At 42.6% G+C, this 25,828-nt stretch carries 17 protein-coding genes, 2 rRNA genes and 3 pseudogenes; 15 read left to right on the top strand and 7 right to left on the bottom strand.

What is annotated here, in order from left to right; genetic code table 11:
• Positions 1 to 109: 109 nt before the first annotated feature.
• Positions 110 to 1,569: pseudogene (locus AAC853_RS12105) on the bottom strand (TrkH family potassium uptake protein).
• A gap of 171 nt (positions 1,570 to 1,740) precedes the next feature.
• Here AAC853_RS12105 and lipB point away from each other — a divergent pair.
• The 3 genes from lipB to crcB all read left to right on the top strand — a co-directional run bounded on the left by lipB (position 1,741) and on the right by crcB (position 3,862).
• Entirely contained in the window at positions 1,741 to 2,388 is a 648-nt protein-coding gene (gene lipB / locus AAC853_RS12100; protein ID WP_338885598.1) for a lipoyl(octanoyl) transferase LipB, read from the top strand.
• Positions 2,389 to 2,506: 118 nt separating this feature from the next.
• A complete protein-coding gene (lipA, locus tag AAC853_RS12095; RefSeq protein ID WP_340614706.1) occupies positions 2,507 to 3,472 on the top strand; it encodes a lipoyl synthase in 966 nt (321 codons plus the stop codon).
• Positions 3,473 to 3,487: 15 nt separating this feature from the next.
• Positions 3,488 to 3,862 carry a fluoride efflux transporter CrcB gene (gene crcB / locus AAC853_RS12090; RefSeq protein ID WP_340614705.1) on the top strand — a complete coding sequence of 125 codons (375 nt, stop codon included), beginning with the start codon at positions 3,488 to 3,490 and terminating at the stop codon, positions 3,860 to 3,862.
• Between the two features lie 159 nt (positions 3,863 to 4,021).
• Here crcB and cspE read toward each other — a convergent pair whose 3' ends face one another.
• Entirely contained in the window at positions 4,022 to 4,231 is a 210-nt protein-coding gene (gene cspE / locus AAC853_RS12085; RefSeq protein WP_047769142.1) for a transcription antiterminator/RNA stability regulator CspE, read from the bottom strand.
• A gap of 189 nt (positions 4,232 to 4,420) precedes the next feature.
• A complete protein-coding gene (locus AAC853_RS12080) occupies positions 4,421 to 4,906 on the bottom strand; it encodes a methylated-DNA--[protein]-cysteine S-methyltransferase (RefSeq protein WP_338882953.1) in 486 nt (161 codons plus the stop codon).
• 1,222 nt (positions 4,907 to 6,128) lie between these two features.
• Here AAC853_RS12080 and proV point away from each other — a divergent pair.
• From proV to emrB, 8 genes and pseudogenes are all read left to right on the top strand, one after another.
• Positions 6,129 to 7,331: a glycine betaine/L-proline ABC transporter ATP-binding protein ProV gene (gene proV / locus AAC853_RS12075; protein ID WP_340614704.1), complete on the top strand. Its 1,203-nt coding sequence runs from the start codon at positions 6,129 to 6,131 to the stop codon at positions 7,329 to 7,331.
• A complete protein-coding gene (proW, locus tag AAC853_RS12070; RefSeq protein WP_340614702.1) occupies positions 7,321 to 8,379 on the top strand; it encodes a glycine betaine/L-proline ABC transporter permease ProW in 1,059 nt (352 codons plus the stop codon). The genes proV and proW overlap by 11 nt, the downstream gene beginning before the upstream one ends.
• A gap of 96 nt (positions 8,380 to 8,475) precedes the next feature.
• Positions 8,476 to 9,453 carry a glycine betaine/L-proline ABC transporter substrate-binding protein ProX gene (gene proX / locus AAC853_RS12065; protein WP_338885600.1) on the top strand — a complete coding sequence of 326 codons (978 nt, stop codon included), beginning with the start codon at positions 8,476 to 8,478 and terminating at the stop codon, positions 9,451 to 9,453.
• 202 nt (positions 9,454 to 9,655) lie between these two features.
• Positions 9,656 to 10,408, top strand: coding sequence for an AzlC family ABC transporter permease (locus tag AAC853_RS12060; protein WP_340614701.1), 753 nt, complete (start codon positions 9,656 to 9,658; stop codon positions 10,406 to 10,408).
• A 44-nt stretch (positions 10,409 to 10,452) separates the two neighbouring features.
• Positions 10,453 to 10,788, top strand: coding sequence for an L-valine transporter subunit YgaH (ygaH, locus tag AAC853_RS12055; RefSeq protein ID WP_338882956.1), 336 nt, complete (start codon positions 10,453 to 10,455; stop codon positions 10,786 to 10,788).
• Between the two features lie 129 nt (positions 10,789 to 10,917).
• Complete coding sequence (gene mprA / locus AAC853_RS12050) at positions 10,918 to 11,433, top strand: transcriptional repressor MprA (protein WP_340614700.1); 516 nt, start codon at positions 10,918 to 10,920, stop codon at positions 11,431 to 11,433.
• 343 nt (positions 11,434 to 11,776) lie between these two features.
• Positions 11,777 to 12,911: pseudogene (gene emrA, locus AAC853_RS12045) on the top strand (multidrug efflux MFS transporter periplasmic adaptor subunit EmrA); the annotation flags it as partial.
• A 9-nt stretch (positions 12,912 to 12,920) separates the two neighbouring features.
• On the top strand, positions 12,921 to 14,462 hold the full coding sequence (gene emrB / locus AAC853_RS12040; RefSeq protein ID WP_338882958.1) for a multidrug efflux MFS transporter permease subunit EmrB: 1,542 nt from the start codon (positions 12,921 to 12,923) through the stop codon (positions 14,460 to 14,462).
• Between the two features lie 113 nt (positions 14,463 to 14,575).
• Here emrB and fhuF read toward each other — a convergent pair.
• Positions 14,576 to 15,353 (bottom strand): annotated as a pseudogene (gene fhuF / locus AAC853_RS12035) (siderophore-iron reductase FhuF).
• A gap of 543 nt (positions 15,354 to 15,896) precedes the next feature.
• Positions 15,897 to 16,937 carry a tRNA/rRNA methyltransferase gene (locus AAC853_RS12030; RefSeq protein ID WP_189761111.1) on the bottom strand — a complete coding sequence of 347 codons (1,041 nt, stop codon included), beginning with the start codon at positions 16,935 to 16,937 and terminating at the stop codon, positions 15,897 to 15,899.
• 135 nt (positions 16,938 to 17,072) lie between these two features.
• Here AAC853_RS12030 and AAC853_RS12025 point away from each other — a divergent pair, with 135 nt between their 5' ends.
• The 4 genes from AAC853_RS12025 (at position 17,073) to AAC853_RS12010 (ending at position 22,536) form a co-directional block, all read left to right on the top strand.
• Complete coding sequence (locus tag AAC853_RS12025) at positions 17,073 to 17,744, top strand: tRNA-uridine aminocarboxypropyltransferase (RefSeq protein ID WP_340614698.1); 672 nt, start codon at positions 17,073 to 17,075, stop codon at positions 17,742 to 17,744.
• Between the two features lie 115 nt (positions 17,745 to 17,859).
• The gene (locus tag AAC853_RS12020; RefSeq protein ID WP_340614697.1) at positions 17,860 to 20,502 is read left to right on the top strand and encodes a bifunctional acetate--CoA ligase family protein/GNAT family N-acetyltransferase; all 2,643 of its coding nucleotides are present in this window, start codon (positions 17,860 to 17,862) and stop codon (positions 20,500 to 20,502) included.
• Between the two features lie 204 nt (positions 20,503 to 20,706).
• Complete coding sequence (gene pssA, locus AAC853_RS12015; RefSeq protein ID WP_340614696.1) at positions 20,707 to 22,065, top strand: CDP-diacylglycerol--serine O-phosphatidyltransferase; 1,359 nt, start codon at positions 20,707 to 20,709, stop codon at positions 22,063 to 22,065.
• Between the two features lie 117 nt (positions 22,066 to 22,182).
• Positions 22,183 to 22,536, top strand: coding sequence for a YfiM family lipoprotein (locus AAC853_RS12010; protein WP_340614695.1), 354 nt, complete (start codon positions 22,183 to 22,185; stop codon positions 22,534 to 22,536).
• 79 nt (positions 22,537 to 22,615) lie between these two features.
• Here the strand turns inward: AAC853_RS12010 and rrf are convergent.
• A 5S ribosomal RNA gene (gene rrf / locus AAC853_RS12005) occupies positions 22,616 to 22,731 on the bottom strand.
• A gap of 89 nt (positions 22,732 to 22,820) precedes the next feature.
• Positions 22,821 to 25,734: ribosomal RNA gene (locus tag AAC853_RS12000) — 23S ribosomal RNA — on the bottom strand.
• Positions 25,735 to 25,828 lie beyond the last annotated feature (94 nt).

Below are 25,828 nucleotides of genomic sequence, written 5' to 3'. Positions count from 1 at the left end.
CGCTGATACACATCAGCGCATTGTTAATATCAAATGCAAGCATGATTATTTCGTGGAAACTTAGCCCAATGCGCCATAACATTAATTGATGTTCGCTCTGACATTTTGTTCAAAAACGCCAAAACGCTTTTGAACATAAAATCAGTATCGGGTAAATTTCCAATCGTCCCAACAACATGGCCGCACACATCATCCATTTCGCTATAGGGTCAAGATCACCGAATCCTTGCGCTGTCGCACCATATCCTATCCCCATGTTATTAATACAAGCCGCCGCAGTGGCAAATGACGTCATCAAATCATAACCGAGCAAATTCAAGGCCCAGATAAAAAAACAACTAAAAAAGACATAGAGAAAGAAGAATCCCCAGACAGAACGCAATACCCTCTCCTGAACCACTGATTTGCCAATCTTAATCGTTGAGATGGCATTGGGATGAATGAGCTGGTTAATCTCACTCACACTCTGTTTTGCCAGGATCATGAAACGGAGAGCTTTAATGCCCCCACACGTTGATCCCACGCAGCCACCAAAAAAACTCACTGCCAGCAATAGCAATATTGTATGGGGAGGCCATTGAGCATAATCAGAGGTTGCTAAACCATTATCCGTCATCATAGAACTGGTCATGAAAAAGCCGTGAACAAAGGCTTCTGTCACGCCATACATGCCTGAACGGTATAATTCTAACCAGATAATGCCAACGATCACCGCCAACACCAGTAAGAAAAATTGCAATTCAGCATTTTTTAGCAGCGGTTTTAAGCTCCTGCGCGTCAGGGCAACAAAATAGAGCGTAAAGTTGACGGCTGACAGGACTGAAAAAATGCCCCCCACCATTTCAATAGCTGCACTGTCGTAATAACCAAGACTCTCATTGCGAGTAGAAAATCCGCCCAAAGACACCGTTGAGATCCCATGACAATAGCGTCAAACCACGACATTCCTGCGGCCCAAAAACTGGCTGAACAGAGCCCACCCAGCAACAAATATACTACCCACAAACTCTTGGCACCATCCGCGAGCCGGGGAGTCAACCGTTCTTCTTTGAAAGGGCCGGGCATTTCTGATTGGTAGAGTTTGGCACCACCAATCCCCAATAAAGGCAAAATGGCAACGGCAAGGACAATGACTCCCAAACCACCAATAAAATTGAGCTGAGCACGATAATAGAGCACGGACTTTGGCAGGGCTGAGACATCATTCAATACCGTGGCTCCGGTAGTCGTAATGCCAGATATCCCTTCAAACATTGCATCTACCAAATTGATATTTAAACTTTTATCGAGTACAAAAGGCAGAGCACTCAGCAATGAGAACAATAGCCAGAAAAGTACAATGATAAGAAATCCATCTTGTGTACTGGGTTGTGCCTTGGTTTTACGGGTAAAATACCAGCCTATTCCACCTGTAGCCAAGCCAATGACAAATGTCTCAAAAAAAGCAAAAACACTTTTTTCTTTATAAAACAGAGCCACAAAAGTAGGCAGCAACATTGAGAGGCTGTAAAGGAGCACCAGAAAACTACAAAGATGCCCCACAATCAGGAATTGGTTTTTTTTGACCATCTGCTAGCTCAAACAGGAGATTAAAGGGAAAATCGTCAAAATATATAACTATGATAATATAAAATAAAAATATATTCGCCTAATGAACAATATTGTTGCATTAAGGCATTCTCAAACTGGTGGGAATCATCTTACAGCGTTATACTGGCGGGCACTTTTTGTTAATGAATGATGAAATTTCCATTGCAACATAACACCATTATTTTACGCCAGTTAGGTATTCAGCCTTACGAACCGGTTTCTGATGCTATGCACCAGTTCACCGAGCAACGTACAGCGGAAACACTTGATGAAATCTGGCTTGTCCAACATGAAAAAGTATTTACGCAAGGCCAAGCCGGCAAAACTGAACATATACTTGCACCTGGTGATATCCCTGTCGTTCAGTCAGACAGGGGAGGACAGATTACTTATCATGGTCCCGGACAGCAGGTCATGTATGTTTTGATTGACTTAAAACGGTCAAAAATTGGGGTGCGTCAATTGGTCACTTCGATCGAAAATACCGTCATCGAAACGCTGACTCATTTTGGCGTGGAATCATATGCCCGCCCAGATGCTCCCGGAGTTTATGTCGCAGGTAACAAAATATGTTCCCTTGGGTTGCGTATCCGAAAAGGATGCTCTTTCCACGGTCTGGCACTGAATATTGCAATGGACTTACAACCATTTTTACGCATAAACCCTTGTGGTTATGCAGGAATGCAAATGGTCCAACTCAGTGACTTCGTCACCGGAGTGACCATTGAAGATGTACAACCCATTCTGGTGGAAAAATTCTGTCAGCTCTTGGGATTCCAACTCATCGATGAAAGATGATATAATTTTTTAACATTTTTCAAAAAAATTTGAATGGATTTATTGGCCTCGATATTTTTCTCATAACCATCAGGCAGTAAGTCAAAATCTGAAGAATATAACTGGAAGAAGCACGATTATGAGTAAACCAATTCAGATGGAACGAGGTGTCAAATACCGCGACGCAGACAAGATGGCTTTGATCCCTGTGAAAACAATTGCCACAGAACGTGAAGCACTTTTGCGTAAACCTGAGTGGATGAAAATCAAACTTCCTGCGGATTCCAGCCGCATTCAGGGTATCAAAGCGGCAATGCGCAAAAATGGGTTGCATTCTGTCTGTGAAGAAGCCTCCTGCCCTAACCTTGCTGAGTGTTTTAACCACGGAACCGCCACTTTTATGATCCTTGGCGCCATCTGTACTCGTCGCTGTCCATTCTGTGACGTCGCCCATGGTCGCCCAAATGCACCTGATGCAAATGAACCTATCAAGCTCGCGCAGACTATCCAGGACATGGGGCTGCGTTATGTCGTTATTACATCGGTTGACCGTGACGATCTGCGTGATGGTGGTGCACAACATTTTGCTGACTGTATCACGGCTATTCGTGAAAAAAGCCCATCAATTAAGATTGAAACGTTAGTACCAGATTTCCGCGGGCGTATGGATCGTGCTCTGGAAATACTGACTGCAACTCCCCCTGACGTGTTCAACCACAATTTGGAAAACGTACCACGGGTTTATCGTCAAGTTCGTCCTGGTGCTAACTATGACTGGTCGTTGAAACTACTGGAAAAATTCAAAGAAGCACACCCTGGTATTCCAACTAAATCAGGCTTAATGGTGGGATTAGGCGAAACCAATGAAGAAATTTTAGAGGTCATGCGTGATTTGCGTAGACACGGTGTTACTATGCTGACTTTGGGGCAATATTTACAGCCAAGCCGCCATCACCTGCCAGTACAGCGTTATGTCAGTCCCGCTGAATTCGATGAAATGAAAGAAGCCGCGTTAGAAATGGGCTTTACCCATGCTGCCTGTGGTCCGTTTGTTCGCTCTTCATACCATGCTGACTTGCAGGCCAAGGGCGTAGAAATCAAATAATCTGTTGCCACCATCATGATGAATATTATATTTGCTGTATTTATTGGTGGTGGCATGGGTAGTGTACTACGCTGGTTCATCAGCCTTCGCCTAAATACACCTGCTTCCCCTATTGCCGTTGGTACGCTGACGGCAAATTGTCTTGGTGCCTTTATCATTGGATTGGGTTTGGCCTATTTTAATAAAGCCACACATCTCGATCCGGTTTGGAAGATGATGCTAACGACAGGGTTTTGCGGTGGGCTAACGACCTTTTCCACCTTTTCCGCTGAAGTCGTTCACTTATTGCAGGTCGGAAAAATAGGTTGGGCACTGTTTAGTATTTTGGTAAATATAATCGGCTCATTGTTGATGACAATATTGGCTTTTGCCATGATGAACAAACTGTAACTATCTATACTAATCCAACTTCAAGTTGCAGCTTTGCTTGTCTATATTTCCCCGCGTAGCAGGAGATATAAGACGTATCTTGAAAGACGATTAGTCTAAAAGCTAATAAAATAAAAAAACCCGTTATCAAAACGGGTTTTCAGAATATGGGATTCGAAATTAGATTGCGACAACGTTTGCAGCAGATGGACCTTTCGCACCCTCAGTAATTTCAAACTCTACTTTTTGGCCTTCGGCCAGAGTCTTGAATCCGCTAGACTGAATGGCGGAAAAGTGTACAAAAACATCTTTACTACCATCTTCTGGAGTGATGAAACCAAATCCTTTGGATTCATTGAACCACTTAACGTTACCTTTAATTTTTGACATTAAAACTTACCTTTAATAAAAAAGACACGAACTCTGTGTCACGTACAGTACAGCAAATAATATAGTCCACTGTCTGCAACATAGATCACGAAACATATAACCGAATGTAAAAAAACACACTTTTTGTTTAATTACATTGATTGATTTTATACGCCAATGGTGATTTCACAAATAAATTAGCGTTTTATTTTAATTCTGTTTACTTTTTACCTTTCTATTCTTTTCATGATCGAGTAACCACCTTTTGATATCCAGCCCACCGGTGTAGCCAACCAATTTACCATCATGTCCAATCACCCGATGACAAGGCACAATCAAAGAAATAGGGTTGCGTGAATTCGCCATACCGACCGCACGGCAATAATTTACCGATCCCAACGTTAGTGCCAACTGTTTATAACTCCACATTTCGCCATAAGGAATTTTACACAGTTTCTGCCAAACACGTTTTTGGAATTCAGTTCCCTGCATACTTAAAGGGACGGTAAATGTTAGCCGTTTCCCTTTAAAATATTCCTGCAGCTCTTTCACGCACTGCTTGGTTATCACACTCTTCGATTCTAATTCTTTCTTTTCGTTGACGAAATAGATACTGGTTACTCCTTCATCGTCCGCAGTGATATGTACATAAGGCTTGGGAAATCCATCTGGAGTATTCAGGTAATGATGATACATAAACTACCTCCATTTAATTTATTATTAAAAATTTCTGTACTAGCCTAGATCTCTCATTCATCAATTTGCAATGATGAATTCGGTTACACATCTGACAATTTGATAAAGAAACCATCGCGCCCTCTGACAATTAAAATTATGGCTCTGCCAATAAGTTATAATACTTTATTTTTAATGTTACCTCTTTAAAAAAGATTAAAACACTACATATGGATAAGATATTTTAATAAGGCACTATATATAGTATAAATTTCATAATTAAATTATCTCAATATAATATACATATGTTAGTTTTTATTATTATTAAATAATATAGCACCCAGAAATTTTACTAGAAGTGTTATTATTTATGGCAAACACTGTGGTATATCATTGGCTTATACTAAGTCAGAAAACGATGATCGAGCGCTAATTCCCCTAAATAGAGATACACTACACTGTTGTCAATCAACTCAATGGAGTGAAAAAGACAGTTATATACAGGCATTAACAACGTTCACTTACAAACTATATGAAGATCAACTCCCTAGGCACTAAATCTTGTTATTATTTTTCTTAGCAATGACTATTTTATTTCCTTAGAGTGGTAAAATGATGAACCCGGCATAATATCTAATAATTCGTTATTTCACCAATTATTAGATATTAAATTCTATATTTATTAATACGCTGTTTAATATAAAAACCCAAAAAGAGAGAATGAATAAAATAAATATTTAATACTGTATTTCAATTTAACACCATACGGTTAATCAATTAAAAAACGACAAATAAAAATGATGTATATCCTTGTTATACCACTATTTATATACTATAGAATTACACTCACCAATCACATAACCATATTATGACAATAATTTAAACCCATCACTTTTTCATGATTTTTCCTATAATTAGAATGTGCATTATTATACACATCAAAAGAAAGCATAAAAAACCAAAAGATTGTAAAACCAATAAAACACGCCAGAAACAAAAAATAAATTCATTAATGATAATGATTTTTCTACAAAAAATTTATTTACACAGTTGAGCTTTACTAAATTAACACTCAAAAAATTCGCCTTCCTCCCAATATTATGCTATGGAAAGCATAACTTTTTATTAACAATGTTAAATAAAGGGTTGTCAGTGTATTTTAATATGTTAGGGTATATGTTGGTAAAATAACACCGGAGTAATTGAACACAATATATCATCAACAACAGGAAAATATTATTCCATGACTGTTAAACTTGAAGTTAAGAATCTCTATAAAATATTTGGTAATAATCCTGAGCCAGCATTTAAGTTATTAGCAACCGGTCTCAGTAAAGAACAAATACTTGAAAAAACAGGTCTTACCGTCGGTGTTCAAGATGTCAATCTGGCCATTGAAGAAGGCGAAATATTTGTGATCATGGGATTATCTGGTTCAGGTAAATCCACACTAGTACGTCTTCTCAATCGTCTGATAGAGCCGACCAAAGGTCATGTACTTATCGACAACGAAGATATTTCCACCATCACAGAAACTCAGCTACGAGACGTTCGCCGTAGCAAGATCAGCATGGTCTTCCAGTCGTTTGCACTTATGCCACATTTGAATATTCTGGAAAATACGGCATTTGGTATGGAACTTGCCGGCGTTCCCAAAGAAGAGCGTCATCAAAAAGCACTTGAAACGTTGCAACAAGTCAATCTCGAAAACTACGCGCTATCATATCCCAATGAACTTTCCGGTGGGATGCAGCAACGTGTTGGGTTAGCGAGGGCTTTGGCTAACAATCCCGATATTCTGTTAATGGATGAAGCATTCTCAGCCCTCGATCCTCTCATCCGCGCTGAAATGCAAGATGAATTACTGCGCCTGCAAGGGGAACATCAACGTACCGTTGTTTTTATTTCCCACGATTTGGATGAAGCAATGCGTATCGGTGATCGCATTGCCATCATGCAGGACGGCATTGTCGTTCAAGTCGGCACACCTGATGAGATTATGAATAGCCCCGCTAATGATTATGTCAAAACTTTCTTCCGCGGTGTGGATGTTGGACATGTTTTCTCAGCCAAAGACATTGCCCGCCGTCGGCCAGAGACATTGCTTCATACCGCAGTAGGCTTTGGTCCCCGCTCTGCATTGAAAGTGCTGGATAATGAAGACAGAAACTATGGTTATTTAATTGAAAAAGGCCAGAAGTTTATTGGCGTGGTATCTGTCAATTCCCTGCAACAAGCATTGGCAGAAAAAAAATCCATTGAACATGCCATCTTGGAAAAACCAACCGCCGTTTCAGCAGATATTCCGCTGAATGAATTGATATCCACTGTTGCGCAATCTCCTTGTGCCGTTCCTGTCATAGATAACAATAGCCGTTATTTAGGTGTCATTTCCAAAGGAATATTGCTACAGGCCTTAGATAAGGAGGCACCCAATGGACAATAACTCTCCACAGACAGTCACTGAACCCATCAATAATAGTGATCCCTGGATAGATAGTGGCACTGCTGCTCCTTCATCAAACCACGATTGGCTGAATACTCCTGCAACCAATACTCTTCCAGAACACTTTAATTTCATGTCACCTTTTCAGCATAAACTCATTCCGTTTGACTCATGGGTGACCGATATCATCGATTGGGTTGTCGTACACTTCCGGCCTGTTTTTCAAGTCATCCGTGTCCCGGTAGATTTTGTCCTCAGTGGTTTTGAACAGTTCCTGACGACAGTGCCCCCTCCCATCACCATCTTATTTTTTGCGTTACTGGCCTGGCAAATTGCCGGTGCAGGAATAGGCGTGAGCACTTTAATTTCACTGATTATGATCGGTGCAATTGGGGCATGGTCACAAGCGATGATAACCATGGCTCTGGTGCTAACTGCCCTATTTTTCTGCCTTATCATTGGGCTTCCTCTTGGGATCGGGCTGGCTCGTCATGAACGGCTAGCCAAAATTGTTCGTCCCTTACTGGATGCTATGCAAACCACGCCAGCTTTCGTTTATCTCGTTCCTATCGTCATGCTGTTTGGCATAGGTAATGTCCCTGGCGTTATCGTCACCATCATTTTTGCTTTACCACCTATTATTCGCCTGACAATTTTGGGAATAAAACAAGTTCCATCAGATTTAATTGAAGCCGCCAGATCATTCGGCGCTAGCCCACGGCAGATGCTGTTCAAAGTTCAATTGCCGTTGGCGATGCCTACAATTATGGCAGGAGTAAATCAGACGTTGATGTTAGCCCTTTCCATGGTCGTCATCGCTTCCATGATTGCCGTTGGTGGCTTGGGGCTGATGGTATTGCGCGGTATTGGCCGCCTTGATATAGGATTAGCCGCCGTTGGCGGTACAGGCATTGTCATTCTTGCTATTATCCTTGATCGCCTGACTCAATCCTTGGGAAAAAGTCATCGAACCCAAGGAGGGCACTGGTATCACTCCGGGCCAATAGGATTACTTCGCCTGATTTTTCTCTCAATCCGCCCAAAATAATATCTGACCTGGCAACAAAAGGAGGAAACAACCATGCGCATAATCACCTTATGCAAAGAAATCATGAATAAGGGGATAATTTTTGCAGCGCTCCTTATGGTATTCATGAACTTCTCATTATCCTCAGTAGCCTCTGCAACTGACCTTCCCGGCAAAGGCATCAGTGTACAACCGCTACAAAGTACAATTACTGAGGAAACATTTCAGACTTTGATTGTCTGCAAGGCATTAGAAAAACTCGGCTATGACGTCAAACCGATCAAAGAAGTTGATTATAACGTCGCTTACACTTCCATTGCTTCTGGTGATGCCACCTTTATGGCCGTCAATTGGGTACCACTCCATGATGCCCCATACAAAGCTGCCGGAGGAGATAACGTCTTTTATCGCAAGGGAAGTTATGTTGTCAATGCGGCTCAAGGGTATCTTATTGATAAAAAAACCGCAGAAAAATATCACATCACCAATATCGCTCAATTAAAAGATCCTAGACTTGCCAAATTGTTTGATAGTAATGGAGATGGAAAAGCAGATTTAACAGGTTGTAACCCTGGGTGGGGGTGTGAAAGAGCGATCAATCATCACTTAACTGCTTATGGATTGAAAAATACCGTGGAACAAAACCAAGGCAATTATGCAGCTATGATGGCTGATACGCTTGCCCGCTATCGGGCAGGTAAGCCTATCCTCTATTATACCTGGACACCTTATTGGGTGAGTGATGTATTGAAACCTGGAAAAGATGTCGTTTGGCTTCAAGTTCCCTTCTCTGCTATTGGTGAGGGAGAAACCATCAATACGCAGTTGCCTAACGGCCGTAACTATGGCTTCCCTCCCAGTACCATGCATATTGTGGCCAACAAAGTGTGGGCAGAAAAGAACCCTGCTGCTGCGAAACTTTTTGCTGTTATGACCTTACCTATTGCGGATATCAGCGCCCAAAATCAGCTCATGCATAATGCTAAAATTTCAGAAGCTGATATTGAACGCCAAGCTGAAGATTGGCTCAAAATACATCAGAAAACGGTAAATGGCTGGCTAAAAGCAGCCAGAAAAGCCGCTCACAAAGCATAAATTACCCTTTCCTTTATTCTGCATCTGGTAGCCGTGAAGACATTAACAAAAACTCACGGCTAACCAGTAAACACTTTTCTAACACCATTAACTCATTAGTTCTTAATGACATAATTTAAATAATTTATATATTTTATATTTTCACTTTCATCATATTTTGTTAATGTTGTTTTATCTGTTAACAAAAAAATAAAATACTCCAATGCCAATAACTGATAAACCTGCGCCTGATATACCAATATCTACCGAAAATTCTCTACCAAACAAGGCTTCTTCCTTTAAAAAAGGTATTTGGGATAGTTTCCCAATCGCCATTGGTTATCTTCCCGTCTCTTTTGCATTTGGCTTAAGCGCCACTAAGCTGGGATTTACTCCCATCGAAGCGATATTTTTCTCATGCGTCATTTATGCTGGCGCCAGTCAGTTTGTTATCACGGCTTTACTGAGCGCAGGAATGTCATTGTGGTTTTCTGCGCTAACCGTAATGGCAATGGACATCCGCCATATTTTATATGGACCTGCTTTACGTTATCGCATCAAACAAAAACTATCGGGAAAGAAAACCGTAATTTGGGCTTTTGGTCTGACTGATGAAGTTTTTGCCGCAGCAACAGCCAAATTGATTAAAGACCAGCGAAGTTGGAGTGAAAACTGGATGATTGCCATTGCCATATGTTCCTGGCTCTCTTGGGTGTTGGGTACTGTAGCTGGGGCCATATTGGGTAATGGTTACTTGAGTTCTTATCCAGCTGTTGAAGCAGCCATGATATTTATGCTTCCAGCCCTATTCTTAAGTTTTTTGTTAGCCTCTTTCAAAAGACAAAATACCTACTGTGTTACCGCTGCTTTATCAGGCGCATTAATAGGAATCATATTTTTTTCAATCCCTATAGCCATTCTCGCGGGGATTATGAGTGGATGTTTAGCAGCACTTTTGCAAACTAAAAATACATAATTAGTACCTTACTTAATTAATATATTACATACTCAGATGGTTATATGATTGATAATAAAATACTTCTTATAGGACTTATTGTAGGCGCTGCCAACTTTTTATTCCGCTATTTGCCTCTGCGTCTGGGTGTCAATCGTGCACCGACAGAAAAGAAAGGAAAAATGGGGATCATACTCGACAGCATTGGTATTGCATCAATTTGCTCACTTCTTATCGTCTCAAGCATTCCTGACGTTATGAAGGAGCACAACAAATTTTTTCCGACCCTAATTGGCTGCCTAACCATCTGCCTGTTTTTCTACAAAACTCGAAGCATCATTATTTCAACACTGTCTGGTGCCATAGTTTTTGGAATAGTATTCAAGTTATTTATGAATTAGGTATCAATATTAAAAGAAATATGATGATAATAAATAACTATAATTGCTAAATTTAACTTTTAATATAGTATTTGTATGGTTTTTAACAAAAGTTACTTTACCGGTTGAAACTAATAAGGTATCTAAACAATGGAAAGTTCATTCACTCCCACAGAAGAGTTACTTAATTGCCGTGTAGCACAGCAAAAAAGTTTACCCTATCAAGAGATCTTACTAACTCGCTTATCCATGCATGTCCATAGCAAGCTTCTGGAAAATCGCAACAACATGCTGAAAGCACAAGGAATCAATGAAACCTTGTTTATGGCTCTGATGATTCTGGATACCAAAGAAAGTCGTAGCATTCAGCCATCAGAACTTAGTGCTGCATTGGGTTCTTCCCGTACAAATGCAACCCGAATTGCGGATGAATTAGAAAAGCAAGGCTGGATTGAAAGAAAGGAGAGTCATAACGATCGTCGTTGTCTCCATCTCCATCTCACAGATAAAGGTTCAAATTTCTTGAATAGTTTACTTCCACCACAGCATGAATGCCTGATCAAACTTTGGTCTATCCTGGATTCTGAGGAGAAAAAACAGTTAGAAAAATTGATGAGAAAAATCTTAGGGCAATTAGATAATATTGGGGATTGTTTAAGTAACTGATTGCCTTTCTTCTGGATGGTTTTGCACTAAGAGAACACATTATAGCAACATGATCTAAAAAAAATTTTCCACTAGTCTGTATCATCAGATACTTCGTATGGCCGATTATTATCTTCAGATAATACTTAAATCCATATCGTTCGTCCCTTCCAGTAGTGTAAATGCACACTACTGGAGACGTATTGCGTCCTGTTGCGGCCACACAATTGATAATAAGTTAAGAACAAATACGGAGACTCTCCATGAGTACTAGTGAGAAAACACCACTTCCGTCTAGCGAAGAAACGCTATCCTCAAACGAAATGCAATCACCTGCAAAGGTAAGAACAAAAAATAATCCTAAAAACAGAAACGCCGCCATATCATTACGTTATTGACGTTATTTTTACTCCTGCTTGGAGCTGGCTATAGCGTTTACTGGTTTCTCACTTTACGTCACCACCAAGAAACTGATAATGCCTATGTAACAGGTAATCAAATACAAGTTATGTCACAAATTGCGGGCAGCGTCGTGACTGTCAATATTGACAATACTGATTTTGTGAAAAGTGGTCAGCCTCTTTGTCCAACTCGATCCCCGTGACGCTGAATTGGCTTTGGAAAGAGCCAAAAATGAATTAGCTAATTCTGTTCGAATCACTCATCAACACATGATCGACAGTAAAAGATATCAAGCTATCACTGAACTGAAAAAAATTGCTCTCAGAAAAGCGCAAAATGATCTCAATCGAAGGGAAATATTGGGCACTCAGGATTTGATCGGTAAAGAAGAATTACAACATATGCGTGAAACTGTCTCTACTGCCCAAGCTGATCTGGATGCCGCGATAGCTCAATATCAGAGCAACCAAGCCATTATTCTGGATACTCCACTGGAAAGACAGCCATCGATTGAAAAAGCAGCCTCCGGTGTTCGTGATGCTTGGCTCACTTTGCAGAGGATCAATATTGTCAGCCCTGTTGATGGTTATGTCGCTCGTCGTAGCGTTCAGGTAGGTTCCCGTATCAACTCAGGAACACCATTGATGGCGATAGTGCCTGCCAACAATATGTGGATTGAGGCCAATTTCAAAGAAACCCAACTGGCAAACATGCGGATTGGACAGCCAGCTACAATCGTCAGCGATTTTTATGGTGACGATGTTGTCTATACCGGCAAGGTTGCAGGCATTGATATGGGAACCGGTAGCGCCTTTTCTCTATTGCCCGCACAAAATGCCAGTGGAAATTGGATTAAGGTTGTACAACGCTTACCGGTTCGTATTGAACTTGATCCTGAACAATTAAAACAACATCCCTTACGAATTGGGTTATCAACAAAAGTCACCGTGAACACCGCAAACACTGATGGAACTGTACTGGCAACCACAGAACGTACCCTTCCGGCCTATCAAACCAATGCATTGACGATAGATATGACTCCTGCAAACAAAATAGTTACTGACATTATTAATAGTAATTCAGGAAATCAAATTTAAGGGGGAGTCATGGTAACAAGAGAACCGCTTACAGGCGCGAAACTCGCCCTTTTGACCATTACTCTTTCAATGGCAACTTTCATGCTTGTTCTCGACTCTACTATTGCCAACGTCGCCATACCGACGATCGCGGGTAATCTAGGTGCGTCAAGCTCACAGGGAACATGGGTGATTACCTCTTTCGGTGTCGCAAACGCAATTTCCATTCCTATTACCGGTTGGTTAGCAAAGCGTTTCGGTGAGGTGAAATTGTTCCTCTGGTCTACCGCAATTTTTACTCTTTCATCTTGGCTGTGTGGCCTTTCCAATAGCCTCGGTATGTTAATTTTCTTCCGTGTTATGCAAGGATTGGCCGCAGGCCCCGTACTTCCCCTTTGTCAAAGTTTATTACTAAATAATTATCCAGTGGCGAAACGCAATATGGCGTTGGCACTGTGGTCGATAATGATTGTGGTTGCCCCCATTTGTGGACCTATCCTTGGTGGCTATATCAGTGATAACTACCATTGGGGATGGATCTTTTACATTAATATTCCCCTTGGTATCGCAATTATCTTTGTTATTACCCAGCTATTGCGTGGCCGGGAAACACAAACAGAAATCCGCCCCATAGACATTGTTGGTCTTTCTTTGCTGGTGATTGGTATTGGCAGCCTGCAAATTATGCTTGACCAAGGTAAAGAACTTGATTGGTTTAATTCCACCGAGATTATTATTCTTACGATTACTGCCATTGTCGCGCTGATTTTCCTGATCATATGGGAACTCACTGATGATCATCCGATAATCGATCTATCCCTGTTCAAGTTGCGCAATTTTTCCATCGGTACATTAAGTATTAGTCTCGGCTTTATGATGTACTTCGGTTCAATTGTTTTACTGCCACAACTATTGCAAGAAGTTTACGGCTATACCGCAACCTGGGCGGGCTTTGCGGCCGCACCGATAGGATTACTGCCACTGTTATTGTCACCCGTCATTGGCAAGTTTGGCCATAAAATAGACATGCGCTATATCGTGATATTTAGTTTCATCACTTATGCTATTTGCTTCTATTGGCGGGCATATACCTTTGAACCAGACATGGATTTCGCTGCGACTGCATGGCCTCAGTTTGTTCAAGGACTTGCCATGGCATGTTTCTTTATGCCATTGACAACCATTACATTATCAGGGCTAGCACCAGAACGAATGGCCTCAGCCTCCAGCTTATCGAACTTTACCCGTATATTATCGGGTTCAATCGGGACATCCCTCACAACCACAATGTGGACACAACGTGAATCAATGCACCACTCGAACCTTACGGAATACATCAATCCATATAACCCTAATTATCAGCAAATACATCAGCAATTAGCTCAATTGGGCATGAATGATGAACAAATATCAGCTTACCTTGCAAAACAGATCACTCATCAAGGGTTAATTATCTCTGCCAATGAGATCTTTTGGCTTTCAGCAGGCATATTCCTTGTCTTGACGTTATTGATCTGGCTGGCAAAACCACCTTTCTCTGCCGGAGGTAAAGACCACGGAGGAGCGCATTAATCTTATTACATTAAATCGATTTAATAGAGTGACCTTAGCGGGAGTATTTGCTCCCGTTAAGAAAAATGCTACACGCCACAATCCTCTCTCTCATCATAAAGTATCAATTACGATTAAAAGGATTGCGCTGTAGGTTCAAGAGGACAGTCGTGACAATTTCCGACTCCGGGTAATTTATTTCTTTGGCAGCAACAACGGCGTTGTATGACATTATTTTTCATAATCACTGTACGATAAAGTGGATTATCCCTGCCATCAGGTAACGTTTGTGTAAAGAAAAGATTTTGTATTAATGTATCAGCATCCATCCGCGTCTATTTTTTCCCTGAAATTATTTAGGTACCAATACATAACATAGCCAATATTATTCCATAATAAACGACCATTTATTCCACGATAGGATGCAATTTTCTCACATACAGGAATAATATGCCGATCCAACATAGAATGATAACGCTCCAATAAAGATATTGATTCGTCCAACCACGTTAACTGGTAATAAACAACATTTGGCCTGCCTGTTTCATGAAATTCAATCTGAAAAAGCTTATAATCCGTATCAACAGCCTGGGGATATTCCAATAACATTAACATCATTGGTGGGACAATTAAGCCAAAATACCATTGTGCCCATAAAGAATAAAGCCCTTTCTGATTTGGTTTTAATTCATTATCACTATAATATGAATCTTGGTAATTTTTTATCAATAATGGGAATTTTTCATCACTCGACCATTGATAAAACTCCATACTTCCCAATGGAATATTGTCTGAATTGATTTTTACTGATGAATTGAAATGGCTAAATGCCCCATCAAATAGGTTAGTGATATCTTCAATCGTTATTTCAGAAGCCAACTCAATGGGGTCTTGATTATTTTTATTTATCATTACCTATTCTCCTAACACCTATTATCAACCCTAAATTTAAACTCTTCTCACGCTCATCCATTTACAGATAATTCAGCTACACTCTAATCATACTTAAACAGTTCAAATTTGCGGAATGTATCCATCTGATATAAATGTTGTGATTGATAGTTTCCACTTGTTTCTATATAAGCATTAGTTGAGAAGTTGATATATCATTGGAATCTCTGGATATAACCATCTAATAAATGGGGCATTTATTCTAGCTCACTAAGGATATACTCTTTCTTATTAAATGATAATGAAAATGATTGTTATTAACAACCATAAAAAGTAACGAATTTAGAGAAATAAAAACTTAATCTAATAATTATATTTGAAATAATAACAAATGTTTTTATTTAATTTCTAATTGAAATAATAAAATTAAATTAATAAATAAAGGGAATAAAATAAGACCCTGGCTAAGTAGACAGGGTCTTATTAACAATGAAAATTAAACTATCTATTTCCAAATCACAATTCTTTGACTACATGGCAGCTTGTGATAGTGATAGGTATAAATTAAACCTTATTCTGACGCCACCATTCCGCCAGCATAATACCTGTTGCAACAGAAACATTCAGACTTTCTACCCGTCCCGTTCCACCAATAGAAAGGCGAATGTCACCATCTTCCCAAATGCTGTCACTTAATCCGTCACTTTCCTGACCCAATACCAAAACCATTTTTTCTGGCAATGTTGCTTGTGCCAATGTTGTGCTGCCTTTATGACTTGATGTCGTCACAATTGTGTAGCCTTGGTTACGGAATTGATTTAGCGTAGTCGTGAACCCATCCGCATCAATGCCTTTGATGTGCTCAGCGCCGCCTTCTGCTGTACGAACAGCGGCACCTGATTCCAACAGCGCCGTATCCTGCAAAATGACCCCCTGTACGCCAAAATGCGCACAACTACGCATAATTGCGCCAAGATTATGTGGATTACCTACATTTTCCAATGCCAAGACACAATCTTTTGCGGGCGCCTGCTGCAAATAGGTTTCCACATCCAAACCATTACGTTTCTTAATCAGGAAACAGACACCACCGTGGTGCTCTGTACCTGATGCCTTGGATAGCTCTTCGTCGTCAACGACATGGTAAGCTTTGCGATTTGCCGCCATCCATTTCAAGGCATCGCGGAAACGCGGCGTGACCGATTGAACAAACCAGGCCCGAACAATTGCATCAGGACGGTGCTGGAACATTGCCTGACAAGCATTTTCCCCATAGATGCGAGTTTCTTCCAAACGCTGACGACGAAGCTGTTCAGGATCAATGTTGCTTTTGCCGCTAATGCCCTGGTGCTCTGGGCTAAGAGATTCATCCTCTGGACGGGAGATTGTTCTCCACGGAGAACGATCACCTGAGCGCACTGGGCGTTCATTGCCACGACGGCGGTCACCCTGATCGCGCCCTTTACCAAACGGCCGGTTATCACTCTTACGGCTATCACTGTTTTTACGACGATCGCCGCCTTTACGGTTATCGTTATTGTCCTCATTATTGCGGACATACATTACTTTGACTTTGCCGTTCTTACCACTATAGGAATCGTTCATTTATTTCTCCAACTGCGTTATGGCGCGAAGATTACCCGATGTACGCGTCCGAAGCTACCTCCGGTAACGACAATCCATTAAAATATCCGCTAATTTTTTTACTGGTTTTATCCACGAACATGTTTGAGTTCTTAAATGAGAAATAACAACGCCGTTTATCAGCTTCGCCAACACCGCCTTGCCCGATCTACCCGCCCTTTTCTGGCAAGGGGGTGCCGAGTGCAACGTTGCCTGCATTGTTTATTACCCCAAAATAAATGTCTATGTGAAATGATTTCACCTGCAAATGCGGAAAGCCGCTTCTGTCTCATCATGTTCGATACGGAGCCGATGAAACCCAGTAATACGGGAAAGTTGATTGCAGATATTCTGCCTGATACATGCGCTTTTCTCTGGTCTAGAACCGAGCCTGATCAACAACTGCTCGAAATCGTGCGTGATCCAACCCGACAACCTTATCTGATCTTCCCAGACAGTTATGCTACGCCTACTCGTACGGTGTATCAGCAGATCCCCGCCAACCAAAAACCACCGCTGTTCATTATATTGGATGGTACTTGGCCTGAAGCAAGAAAAATGTTTTGCAAAAGCCCATATTTGGATGATATTCCCCTATTGTCTATTAATAATATTGCCAAGATGGACTATTTACTTCGGGTACCCTCCAGAACAGAACAACATTGTACCGCCGAAGTTGCGGCTGCGGCATTAGAATTAGCCGGGGATATTAAAGCGTCACAATCATTATTGAATCATTTCAATCACTTTCGTGAACAATATCTGGCCGGAAAATCCAATCATCTGTAGGTATAACTCACAGTAATGCTTGACAATCCGCGCTAAAGTCACTGATGGTGGCTAAGGTTATTCATGGTCATTGTTTATTGTTTATCGATGTGATAGCTGATAAGGAACCCCAGAAATGAGCCAGCGCGGACTTGAAGCATTATTACGCCCTAAATCTATCGCCGTTATTGGTGCTTCTGAAAAACCAGAAAAAGCCAGTTCAGTGTTGATGAGAAATTTGTTAATGGGTGGGTTTACAGGACCTATTCTCCCCGTAACACCACACAAATCTGCCGTTCTGGGTGTGTTAGCCTATCCTGCTATCGATAAATTACCATTAACGCCTGACCTGGCTGTGATCTGTACTCATCACAGTCGTAATTTGTCTTTACTAGAGCAGCTGGCCCAACACGGATGCAAAACTGTCATTATTTTATCCTCTCCGCCATCACAATTTACTGAATTGAAACTGTGCAGCCAAAAACATCATCTTAGAATTCTGGGGCCAAATAGCCTTGGTATCTTAGCCCCCTGGAGTGGGCTAAATGCCAGTTTTTCCCCGATCCCTATCCTTAAAGGTAAACTCGCCTTTATTTCACAATCAGCAGCAATATCCAACACAATTCTGGACTGGGCCAATCATCGTAATATTGGTTTTTCGTATTTTATTGCCTTGGGCGACAGTGTTGATATTGATATTGATGACCTGCTCGACTTTTTAGCAAGAGACAGTAAAACCAGTGCCATTTTGTTGCATCTCGAACATATCAGCGATGCCCGCCGTTTTCTTTCTGCTTCCCGAAGCGCTTCACGCAATAAACCAATTCTGGTCGTAAAAAGCAGTCGTACCCGGCAAGTCCAGAAGTTACTGGGAGAACAACAAAATTTTGATGCGGCTTATGACGCAGCAATTCAACGAGCCGGATTACTGCGTGTACAAGATACACACGAAATGTTCTCCGCAGTGGAAACATTGAGTTTTATGCGGCCATTGCGTGGAGAACGTTTATTGATCGTCAGTAATGGAGCAGCACCAGCGGCAATGGCACTGGATGAACTATTCAGGAGAACCGGCAAACTCGCTATATTAGGTGAGGAAACGATCAATGGGTTGTCTGGCACACTTCCAGACACGTTGCTTTTACGTAATCCATTAGATATCGGTGATGATTCCTCTACCGAACGATATGTTTCTGCACTCAGGTTACTTTTGGATAGTCATGATTATGATGCCTTACTGTTAATCCACTCTCCCAGTGCCATATCCCACAGCCAAACTACAGCAGTTCAGGTTATACAAACCATTAAAGAACATCCTCGTGGGAAATGGCTCACTATTTTCACTAATTGGTGCGGAGAATACTCTTCATTGGAAGCCCGACGGCTGTTCAGTGAGGCGGGTATTCCAACTTATCGGACACCAGAAGGTGCCATTACCGCCTTTATGCATATGGTGGAATATCAGCGAAACCAAAAACAGCTAAAAGAAACACCATCTTTACCCATTGGCATCACATCGAATACGGCTCGAGCCCATGAGTGTATACAAAAGGCACTTGATAACGGGAATGTTCGACTGGATACCCATGAAGTACAACCTATTCTTGATGCTTACGGTTTAAATACTTTACCAACTTGGATCGCTCATACCAGTGATGATGCGGTCAATATTGCAGAAAAAATTGGCTATCCCGTAGCATTAAAACTCCGCTCCCCTGATATCCCACATAAATCAGAAGTTCAGGGAGTGATGCTTTATTTACGCAATGCTGATGAAGTTAAAGCCGCAACACAAGCGATTATTGAACGTGTTAAACAAAACTTCCCGCAAGCCAGGATCCATGGATTATTAGTACAAAGCATGGCTAATCGGGCTGGCACACAAGAGCTGAGAATTGCTATTGAGCAAGATGAGATATTTGGTCCCTTAATCATGCTAGGTGAGGGAGATATCGATTGGATGCATGAAACACAAGCGGCTGTCGCTCTTCCTCCCCTTAATATGGCACTAGCCCGCTATCTGGTTATTCAAGCAATTAAGAGTGGCAAAATAAAATCTGGTGGTTCATTTTTGCAGCTGGATATTCTTGCTCTCAGCCAGTTATTGGTCAGGGTATCGAATCTTCTGATCGATTGCCCGCAAATTACTCGTATGAATATCCATCCACTGCTTGCATCAGGTAATGAGTTCACGCTATTGGATGTGACAATGGAGTTAATGCCAGTAACAGGCGATCCCCGCAAAAGACTGGCTATCCGGCCTTATCCTAATGAACTGGAAGAGACTATCTATATCAAAGATGATGTTGAATGTTTGCTACGGCCAATCCTGCCGGAAGATGAACCTTTGCTGAAAGCATTTATCGGCCAGGTAACAAAGGAAGATCTTTATTATCGCTATTTCAGTGAAATTAACGAGTTTACTCATGATGATCTTGCAAACATGACTCAAATTGACTACGACCGAGAAATGGCATTCGTAGCAATCCGCCATCCAGCAACAACACCTGAAATTATTGGTGTCGCTCGTGCCATGGCTGATCCCGATAATATCGAGGCTGAATTTGCGATATTAGTCCGATCAGATCTGAAGGGGATTACGTTAGGTTATCAACTTATGACTAAACTGATTAACTATACAAGAGAACATGGTATTCAAGCACTAACAGCTATTACCATGCCTGAAAACCGTAACATGATCCAACTTGCGAAAAAACTTGGATTTACCATTGATATACAGTTAGAAGAGGGCATTGTTAATCTCATGTTGAAACTCTAAGTAAAAATAAATTCAACATACAGCTCGTGATGAACACTAAAAAATGCTGACTCCGTGATAGATCGCACAGTCTTGAAGCAATCAGCTCAAGAGAGTTAATTCATACTCACAATGGACCAAACTAATGGTATCATCGCCAGATCATTTTGATTCATACACCTTATGATGGTATTCACGCCATCTAGACTAAGAGAAAAACGCACTGTGATGTTGTCCAAATTTAAACAAGCAAAACACCAACAACACCTTGCACAACTGCCTAAGCTACCACAATCAGTTGCTGATATTGCGACACTTTATGAATCTAAAGTGTTTCGCAGCACCTTATTGGAACGTATCGCAAAGGCCCAAAAGCATATTTATATCGCCGCGTTATATTTAGAAAACGATGATGCAGGGCAAGATATTTTGACTGCATTATATGCCGCTAAACAGAAACGCCCTGAGTTAGACATAAAAATCCTGGTTGATTGGCATCGTGCTCAACGAGGCCGTATTGGTGCAGAAGCTGCGGCAACAAATGCAGATTGGTATTGCTCCATGGCTGAAAGCTACCCTGATGTCAATATTTCTATCTTGGGTGTTCCAGTGAATACACGTGAAGCACTGGGGGTTTTGCATCTGAAAGGCTTTATCTTTGATGATACGGTTATTTACAGTGGAGCAAGTATTAATGATGTCTATCTGCATCGCCATGAAAAATACCGTTACGATCGTTATCATTTGCTGCATAATGCAAAACTTGCCTCGATCATGAAGCAATTTATTGACGAGAGTATTATTAGCGCTGGAGCCGTAAAAAATTTAGCCTGCCACAATCGCCCTCGTAACCTTGAAATTAAAAATTTGATCCGTCAATTTCGTGCTTCATTGAGGAATAGCGAGTATCACATTGAAAATCAAGCATCCAATGAAGAATTGGCGGTAACTCCCCTTGTGGGATTGGGCAAAAAAAATCTGCTAAATAAAACAATTTGTCATCTCATGTCTTGCACTGAAAACAAGTTGATTATTTGTACACCATATTTCAATTTACCAGCAGTATTAGTGCGTGCAATATCTCGCCTACTCCGCCAAGGAAAGCAAGTTGAGATCATCATCGGAGATAAAACAGCGAACGATTTTTATATTCCACCCGAAGAACCATTTAAGATCATTGGTGCATTGCCTTATCTGTATGAAATTAACTTGCGTCGATTCACCAGTCGGCTGCAAAAGTTTATCGATAGCCAGCAATTAACTATCCGATTATGGAAAGATCAAGATAATACTTATCACTTAAAAGGGATCTGGGTTGATAATAAATGGCAATTAATTACGGGTAATAACCTGAATCCTCGCGCATGGGGATTGGATCTGGAAAATGCTATTCTTATTCATGATCCCCACCAAGAGATGCAAGAGCAACGCACAATGGAGTTGGATTGCATCCGTACCCATACAAAAATTATCCACAATTATCAGGAACTGGAAAGTATCCAGTTCTATCCTGTTAAAGTACGCAAACTAATACGACGCTTACGCCGTATTCGGGTAGACCGATTAATCAGCAGGATATTGTAAAATAGATAAATAATTATCGTTTTTTTGAATCCCCTCTCGCTATTGGCAGAGGGGATTTTTGTACCTTATTTATCAAACAGCTATGATTTAAAAAAATAAATCATGGCGTAAATTACGATGAGAAAAAACATCATCACTCTGATACGAAATATATTAATAATCTCTCCTATCCTATTGAATACTTCTTGTTCCAATATTCGTCAGGCAAATGACAACTGGACAGGAAAAGATAAAGCGCAACATTTCTTATTTTCTGCAATTGTCGCTGCTGCGGGTAATGCTTATGGTGATCGTCAGCATTGGGGTCATCGTGAAAGTGCACAATTTGGTGTATTGTTATCCGTTAGTATTGGTGCAGCAAAAGAACTTTATGATAGCCGCCCATCAGGAACAGGCTGGAGTTGGCATGATATTGTTTATGATATAACTGGAGCGATAGCAGGTTATAGTTTATATCAATCGGTGAAGTAATTTTTTAATCTTCTATTTCTAAGACACCTAAACGCAAAAAAGCCATCCGGTGACGGATGGCTTCTCTGGCTTAATTAATGTCTGGCAGTGCCCTACTCTCACATGGGGAGACCCCACACTACCATCGGCGCTACGGCGTTTCACTGCTGAGTTCGGCATGGGGTCAGGTGGGACCACCGCGCTATTGCCGCCAGACAAATCCTGTTTTCAATCCCGAACAAGCTGCTTTTCTACGCTGAAACCCTTCTCTCTCTTTCCACTCCCGAAAACCCCTTCGGTGTTGTCAGGTTAAGCCGCACGGTTCATTAGTACCGGTTAGCTCAACGTCTCGCAACGCTTACACACCCGGCCTATCCACGTCCTCGTCTCGAACGTTCCTTCAGTACCCTCTAGGGGTAAGGGAAGACTCATCTTAAGGCAAGTTTCCCGCTTAGATGCTTTCAGCGGTTATCTCTTCCGCACTTAGCTACCGGGCAGTGCCATTGGCATGACAACCCGAACACCAGTGGTGCGTCCACTCCGGTCCTCTCGTACTAGGAGCAGCCCCTTGCAATCTTCCAACGCCCACGGCAGATAGGGACCGAACTGTCTCACGACGTTCTAAACCCAGCTCGCGTACCACTTTAAATGGCGAACAGCCATACCCTTGGGACCTACTTCAGCCCCAGGATGTGATGAGCCGACATCGAGGTGCCAAACACCGCCGTCGATATGAACTCTTGGGCGGTATCAGCCTGTTATCCCCGGAGTACCTTTTATCCGTTGAGCGATGGCCCTTCCATTCAGAACCACCGGATCACTAAGACCTACTTTCGTACCTGCTCGCGCCGTCACGCTCGCAGTCAAGCTAGCTTATGCCTTTGCACTAACCTCACGATGTCCGACCGTGATTAGCTAACCTTCGTGCTCCTCCGTTACACTTTGGGAGGAGACCGCCCCAGTCAAACTACCCACCAGACACTGTCCGCAACCCGGATAACGGGCCGGCGTTAGAACATCAAACATTCAAGGGTGGTATTTCAAGGATGGCTCCATGCAGACTGGCGTCCACACTTCCAAGCCTCCCACCTATCCTACACATCAAGGCTCCATGTTCAGTGTCAAGCTATAGTAAAGGTTCACGGGGTCTTTCCGTCTTGCCGCGGGTACACTGCATCTTCACAGCGAGTTCAATTTCACTGAGTCTCGGGTGGAGACAGCCTGGCCATCATTACGCCATTCGTGCAGGTCGGAACTTACCCGACAAGGAATTTCGCTACCTTAGGACCGTTATAGTTACGGCCGCCGTTTACTGGGGCTTCGATCAAGAGCTTCTCGCCGAGGCGATAACCCCATCAATTAACCTTCCAGCACCGGGCAGGCGTCACACCGTATACGTCCACTTTCGTGTTTGCACAGTGCTGTGTTTTTATTAAACAGTTGCAGCCAGCTGGTATCTGCGACTGGCCTCGGCTCCGGAAGCAGGTTCCTTCACCTAACGCCAGCGTGCCTTCTCCCGAAGTTACGGCACCATTTTGCCTAGTTCCTTCACCCGAGTTCTCTCAAGCGCCTGAGTATTCTCTACCTGACCACCTGTGTCGGTTTGGGGTACGATGGACCCGAATCTGGAGCTTAGGGGCTTTTCCTGGAAGCGGGGCATCAGCAACTTCAGCACCGTGGTGCCTCGTCATCGTGCCTCAGTGTTGTGGCTAACCGGATTTGCCAAGTTAGCCCACCTACACACTTAAACCGGGACGACCGTCGCCCGGCTTGCCTAGCCTTCTCCGTCCCCCCATCGCAATTCGGGCCCGTACAGGAATATTAACCTGTTTCCCATCGACTACGCTTTTCAGCCTCGCCTTAGGGGTCGACTCACCCTGCCCCGATTAACGTTGGACAGGAACCCTTGGTCTTCCGGCGAGCGGGTTTTTCACCCGCTTTATCGTTACTTATGTCAGCATTCGCACTTCTGATACCTCCAGCCCACCTCACAGTGGACCTTCAACGGCTTACAGAACGCTCCCCTACCCAACGACACTAACGTGTCGCTGCCGCAGCTTCGGTGCATGGTTTAGCCCCGTTACATCTTCCGCGCAGGCCGACTCGACCAGTGAGCTATTACGCTTTCTTTAAATGATGGCTGCTTCTAAGCCAACATCCTGGCTGTCTGAGCCTTCCCACTTCGTTTCCCACTTAACCATGACTTGGGGACCTTAGCTGGCGGTCTGGGTTGTTTCCCTCTCTTCACGACGGACGTTAGCACCCGCCGTGTGTCTCCCGTGATAACATTCTTCGGTATTCGCAGTTTGCATCGGGTTGGTAAGTCGGGATGACCCCCTAGCCGAAACAGTGCTCTACCCCCGAAGATGAGTTCACGAGGCGCTACCTAAATAGCTTTCGGGGAGAACCAGCTATCTCCCGGTTTGATTGGCCTTTCACCCCCAGCCACAAGTCATCCGCTAATTTTTCAACATTAGTCGGTTCGGTCCTCCAGTTAGTGTTACCCAACCTTCAACCTGCCCATGGCTAGATCACCGGGTTTCGGGTCTATACCCTGCAACTTAACGCCCAGTTAAGACTCGGTTTCCCTGCGGCTCCCCTATACGGTTAACCTTGCTACAGAATATAAGTCGCTGACCCATTATACAAAAGGTACGCAGTCACCCTGATAAATCAAGGCTCCCACTGCTTGTACGTACACGGTTTCAGGTTCTTTTTCACTCCCCTCGCCGGGGTTCTTTTCGCCTTTCCCTCACGGTACTGGTTCACTATCGGTCAGTCAGGAGTATTTAGCCTTGGAGGATGGTCCCCCCATATTCAGACAGGATAACACGTGTCCCGCCCTACTCATCGAACTCACAGCCTGTGTCTCTTCGTGTACGGGACTATCACCCTTTACTGTGCGCCTTTCCAGGCGCTTCCACTGACACACACACTGATGCTGGTTCTGGGCTCCTCCCCGTTCGCTCGCCGCTACTGGGGGAATCTCGGTTGATTTCTTTTCCTCGGGGTACTGAGATGTTTCAGTTCCCCCAGTTCGCCTCATTAACCTATGGATTCAGTTAATGATGGTGCAACGGATTGCACCGGGTTTCCCCATTCGGACATCGCCGGCTGATAGCGCTTCATATCAGCTCACCGGCGCTTTTCGCAGATTAGCACGTCCTTCATCGCCTCTGACTGCCTAGGCATCCACCGTGTACGCTTAGTCGCTTAACCTCACAACCCGAAGAAGTCTTCCGGTCGGAGTGTTGAGAGTTTCACCAATGTTATCATTCCATAACATTGGCGGTTTCAAATTTTCAGCTTGTTC

Origin of the sequence: Xenorhabdus thailandensis (assembly GCF_037996785.1) — a bacterium.
Taxonomy (GTDB): domain Bacteria; phylum Pseudomonadota; class Gammaproteobacteria; order Enterobacterales; family Enterobacteriaceae; genus Xenorhabdus; species Xenorhabdus griffiniae.
Note: the sequence above shows the minus strand (reverse complement) of the source record. Positions and strands in the feature narration are given on the sequence as shown.

What these genes read in the sequence shown, in the direction of transcription:
- crcB (WP_340614705.1), top strand. Translation starts at nt 3,488, where the DNA reads ATGATGAATATTATATTTGCTGTATTTATTGGTGGTGGCATGGGTAGT.
- proW (WP_340614702.1), top strand. Translation starts at nt 7,321, where the DNA reads ATGGACAATAACTCTCCACAGACAGTCACTGAACCCATCAATAATAGT.
- lipB (WP_338885598.1), top strand. Translation starts at nt 1,741, where the DNA reads ATGAAATTTCCATTGCAACATAACACCATTATTTTACGCCAGTTAGGT.
- AAC853_RS12025 (WP_340614698.1), top strand. Translation starts at nt 17,073, where the DNA reads ATGAGAAATAACAACGCCGTTTATCAGCTTCGCCAACACCGCCTTGCC.
- cspE (WP_047769142.1), bottom strand. Translation starts at nt 4,231, where the DNA reads ATGTCAAAAATTAAAGGTAACGTTAAGTGGTTCAATGAATCCAAAGGA.
- AAC853_RS12060 (WP_340614701.1), top strand. Translation starts at nt 9,656, where the DNA reads ATGCCAATAACTGATAAACCTGCGCCTGATATACCAATATCTACCGAA.
- emrB (WP_338882958.1), top strand. Translation starts at nt 12,921, where the DNA reads ATGGTAACAAGAGAACCGCTTACAGGCGCGAAACTCGCCCTTTTGACC.
- proX (WP_338885600.1), top strand. Translation starts at nt 8,476, where the DNA reads ATGGTATTCATGAACTTCTCATTATCCTCAGTAGCCTCTGCAACTGAC.
- AAC853_RS12080 (WP_338882953.1), bottom strand. Translation starts at nt 4,906, where the DNA reads ATGTATCATCATTACCTGAATACTCCAGATGGATTTCCCAAGCCTTAT.
- AAC853_RS12020 (WP_340614697.1), top strand. Translation starts at nt 17,860, where the DNA reads ATGAGCCAGCGCGGACTTGAAGCATTATTACGCCCTAAATCTATCGCC.
- AAC853_RS12030 (WP_189761111.1), bottom strand. Translation starts at nt 16,937, where the DNA reads ATGAACGATTCCTATAGTGGTAAGAACGGCAAAGTCAAAGTAATGTAT.
- ygaH (WP_338882956.1), top strand. Translation starts at nt 10,453, where the DNA reads ATGATTGATAATAAAATACTTCTTATAGGACTTATTGTAGGCGCTGCC.
- mprA (WP_340614700.1), top strand. Translation starts at nt 10,918, where the DNA reads ATGGAAAGTTCATTCACTCCCACAGAAGAGTTACTTAATTGCCGTGTA.
- AAC853_RS12010 (WP_340614695.1), top strand. Translation starts at nt 22,183, where the DNA reads ATGAGAAAAAACATCATCACTCTGATACGAAATATATTAATAATCTCT.
- lipA (WP_340614706.1), top strand. Translation starts at nt 2,507, where the DNA reads ATGAGTAAACCAATTCAGATGGAACGAGGTGTCAAATACCGCGACGCA.
- proV (WP_340614704.1), top strand. Translation starts at nt 6,129, where the DNA reads ATGACTGTTAAACTTGAAGTTAAGAATCTCTATAAAATATTTGGTAAT.